Below are 7,347 nucleotides of genomic sequence, written 5' to 3' on the forward strand. Positions count from 1 at the left end.
ATCGCTTACTTCGCGCAGCCTAAAGAAATCCAGGTTGACTACCTCGATAAAAATGGCAAGCGCCATGGGACCGGACCTTATCATCCGGACTTTCTTGTCGTAACAAAAATGTCTGTTTACGTCGACGAGGTGAGGGACGATGGCCGGCTGTATGCCCAAACACTAAGCCACCCCGACTCATATTTCAGGGACGATTTCGGGACGTTTCACTTTCTTCCCGCCGAGCGGGTATTTGCGCGAATGGGGGTGCCATACAAAATAATACAAAATTCGTCCATGAATATTCAACTCCTGAATAATGCACGGTTTCTCAAGGACTATCTGAGAGAAGATGCTCCGGAGATTCCCGGCGAAACGCTGCTGCAAATTACCGACCTCCTGCAGGAGCGGAAATATGTCTCCTACACGGAGCTCCTAGACGAACACCGATTTACGGCGGACCAGGTGATTTCTGCCATTGCGGGGGGGTATGTTGATGTAAACCTCCACGTAGAGCGGCTCGACGTCCCGTCTGATTTAATCATTTGCCGTGACGCCGCTACGTCAGCTGCCGTACGAGCAGCTCGTCAGAAGGAGCTTCAACCGGTCCTGCCCTTGCCAGGTGTAATGCGCCTTCGGCCCGGAACTGTCATTCGATACGACAACGTTGAACTCACAGTTTTGATGTGCGGAGAACGTCAACTGCATGTGCGAGATAAAGACGGATACATTTCGGCGCTGGATTTGAAGTCCGTTTCAGCCCTAAACGACCTTAATCAGATTTCCACAGATGCTCCAGGACTCCCGCCTGACGCAAAAAAGATGCTACATGATTTTAGCTCAGCTCAATGGGCGCGAGCCGAAAATCGGCTTAAAGCTCTCGAGAGTTGGGACCGAAAGGCATTTTCCAGAAGCTCGCTTCAAAGCTTTGCCCTCAAAGTTCGGGGCATGACAAACCAGCTCGACCGGTTAATAGCCTTGATGGACCATATCCCAAACCGAGGAAACCACAGCTCTCATCTTACGAATGAAGTAGAAAATAAATTCTTTATCGAAGCGATGAAATGCTACAACTCCCCGGAGCGCATGACAAAACGAGGGGCTTATGCAATTTACATGGGACTAATAGAACATTACATAAAAACAACAGCCGACATTCTTTCGACCAGGTCGTATCAAACCTTCTGTAAAAATTGTAAGCATGTAGAAGATATTCTCCTCCGGGAGGGGGAGAAAGCGGCGTATCAAAAAAACCCTCTTGATTTGTTTTTCACCCAACCCTTCCCGGTCCATGGTACAAGGCCCCACGAAGTCTGCTACATCGACCACACCACCATACCGCTTGCCACAACGGACCTTGAAGGAGTGGACCTAGGCAAGCCAAACATAACGCTTGCCGTGGACGGCGCGACTCGCAACCGGGTGGCATTTTGGCTTTCGTATAACCCACCAAGCGCCGCTTCCGTTCTTATGGTGCTGCGGGACTACGTGCGCCGGCACAAACGCCTTCCAACAGTTATCGTCGTAGACAACGGCAAAGAATTCCATTCTAGCGAGCTTATATGGTTTTGCTATCTCTACGGTATCGAGCTCCGCTATCGGCCGCCTAGTCAACCTCGTGGTGGGGCGGTCGTTGAACGCGCGCTAGGCGCCACCCAAGAGGAGGTGATTCAACAGCTTCGGGGCAATACCACCAATATGCTCGACCCTAGAATGGTGTCCCGGGCAGTCTACCCATTCGACCGTCGCGTCTGGACGCTGCCGGCGCTGTACGCAATGTTAGATGAGTACTTTCTAAAGTATGCCGACCGTGTCCATCCCGCCCTCGGGATGAGCCCGAAGGAGAAGGAGGAGCGGCTATACGAGCAGAGCGGCCGGCGCGAACATACTCTCGTACGCTTTGATGAAAACCTAATGTTACTTACGTGTCCGCATGCGAAAAAGTGGTTCCAGTCGGTGGACAACCGACGGGGAATATTCATTTACGGGCAATTCTACTGGCACGAGAAATTTAGGGAGCTCGAAAAGGGAAGGCATCTGGAAGTTCGTGTAGAACCATGGGACGCGAACGTAATATATGTGTGCCTGGACGGGTGGCAATGCGCCATCATTCGCAACCTTGAGCCATATCGCGGCAGGACCAATCGCCAAGTCCAACAAGCGTACAGAGAGTCCGCCCGAGCAAAAAATCAGCTTTCCAAGAAAGCTATCGGTTCCAGGAAAGTTCTCGCTGACAAGGCGAAGCTATTTATACCCGGCCCGTTTGATGAGCGCATGACAATCAAACAAGCCGAGATGGGCTACTTGGCTAAGAAGCTCGGAATGTCCATCGCGAACTCTAAGGCCGCAAAGTTCCTAGAGCAGACCACTGCAGACAACATCAATTCGCCTTTCGGCGAATTGCGATGGGGGCCGAAAGCGGACGCTGAAACGGAACCTAAAGAGGAGACATTCGCTTCGGATGTTGAGGCCCCCGAAATGGCGGGCGAGGAACGGGACCTTAGTGTACCCCCTCCCCTGTTCGATGAATCCACACTCCGCGCATTTCGCGGTTATGTATAAGGAGCCACCATGCCAGACGACGCATCTCGACAAAATATGCTGTCTCAGATTACTTTCATTGCCGGCGAGACGGTATTAGCCTTCGATTAATCCTAACGGCCATATTCCAGCCCACCACGTCTACGGAACACGCCGGAATTAATTTTAGCAAGCATCCCTGAGGCGAAGAAAATTGGTCGGACAGTGAAATGGCTCGTTTAGTCAGTAACGGTACGAAACTACGCAAAAGGAGAAACCATGTTTACGCGGAACCCAGAATTTGTACACTCAGAGCTTGCTGGGATACTCTCTGCGGGCGCGTCAAAGCGCGAGAAATGGTTCGATAATCTAACCATTTCACACCAAAATCTCACAATCGCTCTTCAAGACCTACTGGAGTATGTTCAACGCGGAGAAGATACCAGATTCATATTTTTAATCGGGATGACCGGCGCAGGAAAGACAAGCCTCGCCAAAAATGCGTTAGCGGATGCTTTCACCGATTTGTGGAAAAATGATAATGGCACAAAAATTCCCTTTATGTATGTTCCGGTTGAAACCAATAATGAACATGCTTTTGCCTGGAAGAATTTGTACAGTGCGATTTTGAAACAAGGCACTGCTGTCCCGGCTGAAAGTGTGCGAGAGGCGGTATATCGTGATGACATTCTGAGATTTTCGAATAATAAGCGACTCACCCTTGGCCCTCTTCGGGAAGCCATAGCTGAGATGGTTAAGCGAAGAGGAGTAAAAGTAATCATCTTCGATGAGGCTTACTATTTTCTCCGCTTCGACAATCTCGCGGTCATGGACACCGTAAAGTCTTTTGCCGAGCAAATAGACGTAAAGCTCATTTTTATCGGCAGTTATGAATTGCAAAAACTCGCGGCGCAATATGCAATCCAGATTCGGCGCACCGAAGTGGTGCCATTTTTCCGCTATGACCCTAAGAAAAAATCAGAAATGAGAGAATTTTCTGCCGTCATAGAGAAGTTCGCGTCGAATTGGCCTTGCGAGCGCATCCCAGATTTTCCGGCGGCGGCCGTTGAATTGGCAACTGCGTCCATGGGGGGGGTCGGACAATTATCTGTTGTTCTTACGAACTTCTTAGGCTATCAGCTTCGCAGCAAAGGCGAAATCTGGACGCCTAATATGTTCGGGAAAGCGTTGAAGGCAGAAAGTCTTGAGGAAGAGATGCGTGAACAGATATTAAATGGGGAGAGGGAACTCAGGCGCAAGTATGCCATCAAGAATCATTTCTCGACAAATAATGGAATAGAGGAAATCGGAGAGAAGCTAGCCAATTGAGATTCTCAGATGCACCCCCTTTACAATCTTGCGCCGATAGGATTCGGGACAAGCCAAGCGGAATCGTTAGTGAGCTACGATTTTCGGTTGGCAAATGCCCACCGCGTTCCCGTACGAACTCTTAATAGGAGCGTGCTGGTGCCCCTAATGGGCGGCCGAAATGAAACGATGCTAAACACCTCGTGGTCAGGGCGGGCAGTATCCGCGATGGTTAGTATCGGATGCACATCGGACGCATGGTCAACTGCTCTGAATAAGGCGACAGGCAGAAACGATTTACAATTTGGAACCCTAAATTTTACATCTGTTTTTTTATCAGCACACCGCCTACACACGAAATGCGCTCGATATTGCCGAGAATGTTTGCAAGATTTTTCTCTTCATAGCGAAGAACCTTGGATACCAATTTTGTGGCATATTGATGTCGTAACTGCTTGTCCAATTCATCGCACAAGGCATCGTACGCGCAGATGCGGGTCGCCGGAAAAGTCCCCCTATCAGGCTCTGCGCAGGGTACTTCCCGAAAACTGTTGGATATGCGGGCGTATTTTTTGTCTTTGCGACAATTCCCGTTCGATAGAGGCTACCGACGAAGAGGTAGCCGTAGCCGAACTCGTTGGAGAGCTAATCGCGATTGGGACTTCGGGGATACAGCTGCCAGCTGACGCCTTGCAGCTTTGCAACGAATCGATGCCTTCGGTTCTAGGAGAACATTGGCTTCGCCGCAGCGCAGAGGCCTGCAATGTCCACGTTAGTGGAGTTCATCGAATGTTCCGGCAAGCGGGTACCCGGACTTCGCTTCCCGGGCTTGTTCGATTCTGCCTGTGCAATCAACTGTCACTTGCACAGATGGCTCTTGGCAAAGTTGAGTATCGGTCTTGCAATGCCCCGAGCTTACATCGCACAGGGAAATATGACGCCGTCAATCCTAAACGCATCCGAAACGAGGTGCAGAAATCGATTGCAGCGGGCGGCGTCCGAAGCTTGCGAGACTTGGCACGAAAGCTCCATCACGACCCCAAAACACTTGAAATGGCCGTTCCCGACCTGATACCAGCCCTAAAGATGCGGGAGCGATATATCCATCACTGAAGTGCACTCACGAGAAGGAAATAATAATTTATGAGGGACAAAGTAAAGTAATTCGCTGGATTTCACGCAGTAAAGTAAAAGGGCCGAATCGTCCAGCGAATCACTTAAGCTGACACACCGGGTGGGCCTATGGTTATGCTGAGGATGGTGACCAAGGCGGGATTCGAACCCGAACCGGACCTCTCTCGGCTAGCGATATCGCCTGTCCGTTTGCCTTTCGACTTTCAGCGCGCCTCCAGAACTGCCGCTACAGCCCCGCGCCTCTTGGTCACCATCCCCAGAATGCCAAAAAGCCCGCTGGGCGAACCATGCGGGCTTGCGTCATTCTTCTTCCACACGCGCCTGCATAAACCGGCGCTCTTGGACGGTCCGCTCACCCATATGCCGGCGCGGGTTGCCACACATCCAGCAGCTGCACAGCGTCGGCGTCCACACGGCGCGGCCGATCTCTCGTTCGTTGCGCAGCCCGCAGAGGTAGTTGCGCCGATACACCTTCAGCCGTGCGACTTGCGCGCGGCGGTACGCCCTTCCTTTCGTCATCTCGACTCCTTTCCGTAGGCCGGAGACGCGAAAGCCCGCTCAAGGCGGGCTCTGGGGACAACTGCTGCGAGTGTGGGCAGATATTAGGCCTACTGTCCCAGAAACTCAAGCTGCTTGTAAGGAATCGCCCTCGATCACGCCGTGGGCACGGAAACTGGTGGTCAGCGTCTCGTCCGCCCGCTTCTCCAACGCGGCCAGGTGGGCGACCAGTACCTTATTCGCCCGCTCGTACGTGCTCTTGCTCCCGCCGCACTCGGCCGCGATCTGCCGGAACGAGAAATCCTGATCCGCCCTCTCCCGCCCGGCGTACCTGCGCCAGACCAGCGCCAGCAAGGCCATGTCGTTTCCCACGCCAATCAGGCTCTGGTAGTACCCGGCCAAGCCGCGCACACCAGCGGCGCGCTCGAGCTGGTAGGCATACCGCGCCCAGATGACGTTGCGCTCATGTTCAGCCCGATGTCGGTCGTCAGCGCGGTCTTGCCCATCGACGGGCGGCCGGCCACGATGACCAGATTGCCTTGGCGCAGCCCGCCGTTGAGCGCCGTATCCAGGGAATTGAGCCCGGTGGGAATCGCCATCTCGCCGGAGCCGCGGGCGCGCGCGTCGACCGAATCGCAGAACTCGGCCAGCAGCTCGCGCAGCAGTGCGCGGTCGCGGACGATCTCGGCGTAGCGGGCGATATTCGCGGCGCTGGGCGTGCGGTGAGCCAGCTCGGTCAGGTAGCCCAGGCCACCGGCGCGATCGGCGTGGCCCTGCCCTTGCTGCGCCTCGAAGACCGTCACCACGTCGGCCGGGCGGTTGCCCATCGGTTGCCCATCCCATCGGCCGCGCCGAAGGTGTCAGGCCTGTCCACCCGCAAGAACTGGAAAGCGCGCTGCACCGACAAGATGGCGCTGATCCGCTTCGTGGCCGCGCACCCCGAGCACCAGCACCTGCTGGAGGTCAACCAATCCGCGCTCAACCAGCTGGCCAAGGCCCAGAAGGACGCCATGCGCATCGAGGGCGTCGAGGCCTACCCGGACGAGGTCATGTCCGCGCGCGCTGCCCAAATCCCAAACCGCCACCACCGCTCGACACCGAAATGGTTCGGATCAACCACATCAACACCCGCAACGAGAAGCACGGCGACGACAACGTGCTCAACGAGGCCAAGGTCAACAAGCTCTCTTTCGACTTCCAGGAAGGCGGCACCGTATTCGTCAACTTCCGCGTGCAGGCCCACCCGGACAAGAAGACCACCGCTCGCATTCTCCAGCTGCTTGGCCAGGAAGTGAAACTTGGAGCAATATCTCTAAGATGCGAATATTTTGTTAACGGCAGCTGCGACCGCACGCATCTCTTCGGTTGACGAGTCAATGGAGGTAGCGGCTTCGCCTTCCAGATCCGTCTCTACGAACTCCATCGGCGCCGCGCCTACGAAAGTTACTTAGCCTTTTCGCATTTTTCCAGTCACAGAAGCCTCCATTTTCTTCCCGCATTCTCCCACCATCTTGCGTAACCGCTTTGGTAACGTGACAGTGCCCCTCAAGCAAGTGCGCCCCGCCGGGCGCACCAAAAATAGTGCCGCGGAGGCAGCACAAAGAGCATGTGAGAGAAGCGCATGCACGCGAGCATTCCGCAGGACTGCCCGCACCACTGCGCAAGTAAGCCCTTGTCACATACCGTTGGACTGTCTTTAGAACTTGTGGCGAATACCCGCGGCGACACCGAGCATATTGCTTTGACCGCTGGCTAGCGTGTAGCTATTGCCAAGGGAAAGGCTGTTAGCAAAGCCAATCATCGGGGAATCCAGTCCCAGACCCGCATTCTTTGAATATGCCGTGGTCAGGTAGACATCAGTCCGCTTGGAAAGCGTGTAGTCCGCGATAAAGGCAACTTGCCATGGGT

The 7,347-nt window shown here is 54.0% G+C and carries 7 protein-coding genes and 1 pseudogene; 4 read left to right on the top strand and 4 right to left on the bottom strand.

Features of this window, described 5'->3' with window-relative positions; translation table 11 throughout:
- The 3 genes from AC1DN0_RS40195 to AC1DN0_RS40205 form a co-directional block, all read left to right on the top strand.
- Nucleotides 1-2,541: integrase catalytic domain-containing protein (locus AC1DN0_RS40195; RefSeq protein WP_477146559.1), on the top strand; the 2,541-nt coding region annotated here is incomplete at its 5' end.
- Nucleotides 2,542-2,778: 237 nt separating this feature from the next.
- On the top strand, nucleotides 2,779-3,828 hold the full coding sequence (locus AC1DN0_RS40200; RefSeq protein ID WP_441634468.1) for an ATP-binding protein: 1,050 nt from the start codon (nucleotides 2,779-2,781) through the stop codon (nucleotides 3,826-3,828).
- A 9-nt stretch (nucleotides 3,829-3,837) separates the two neighbouring features.
- The gene (locus AC1DN0_RS40205; RefSeq protein WP_477146560.1) at nucleotides 3,838-4,920 is read left to right on the top strand and encodes a TniQ family protein; all 1,083 of its coding nucleotides are present in this window, start codon (nucleotides 3,838-3,840) and stop codon (nucleotides 4,918-4,920) included.
- A 321-nt stretch (nucleotides 4,921-5,241) separates the two neighbouring features.
- Here the strand turns inward: AC1DN0_RS40205 and AC1DN0_RS40210 are convergent, their stop codons facing one another.
- The 3 genes from AC1DN0_RS40210 to AC1DN0_RS40220 all read right to left on the bottom strand — a co-directional run bounded on the left by AC1DN0_RS40210 (nucleotide 5,242) and on the right by AC1DN0_RS40220 (nucleotide 6,266).
- Nucleotides 5,242-5,460: a hypothetical protein gene (locus AC1DN0_RS40210; RefSeq protein ID WP_441634470.1), complete on the bottom strand. Its 219-nt coding sequence runs from the start codon at nucleotides 5,458-5,460 to the stop codon at nucleotides 5,242-5,244.
- A gap of 105 nt (nucleotides 5,461-5,565) precedes the next feature.
- Nucleotides 5,566-5,799, bottom strand: coding sequence for a hypothetical protein (locus AC1DN0_RS40215; protein WP_441634472.1), 234 nt, complete (start codon nucleotides 5,797-5,799; stop codon nucleotides 5,566-5,568).
- A 17-nt stretch (nucleotides 5,800-5,816) separates the two neighbouring features.
- Nucleotides 5,817-6,266, bottom strand: coding sequence for a DnaB-like helicase C-terminal domain-containing protein (locus tag AC1DN0_RS40220; protein ID WP_441634474.1), 450 nt, complete (start codon nucleotides 6,264-6,266; stop codon nucleotides 5,817-5,819).
- Between the two features lie 275 nt (nucleotides 6,267-6,541).
- Here AC1DN0_RS40220 and AC1DN0_RS40225 point away from each other — a divergent pair, with 275 nt between their 5' ends.
- Nucleotides 6,542-6,808 carry a hypothetical protein gene (locus tag AC1DN0_RS40225; RefSeq protein WP_441634478.1) on the top strand — a complete coding sequence of 89 codons (267 nt, stop codon included), beginning with the start codon at nucleotides 6,542-6,544 and terminating at the stop codon, nucleotides 6,806-6,808.
- A 327-nt stretch (nucleotides 6,809-7,135) separates the two neighbouring features.
- On the opposite strand, the pseudogene AC1DN0_RS40230 reads toward AC1DN0_RS40225, so the two are convergent.
- Nucleotides 7,136-7,347: pseudogene (locus AC1DN0_RS40230) on the bottom strand (porin); the annotation flags it as partial.

The sequence above is a fragment of the Cupriavidus sp. 05N39 genome (genome assembly GCF_056397325.1).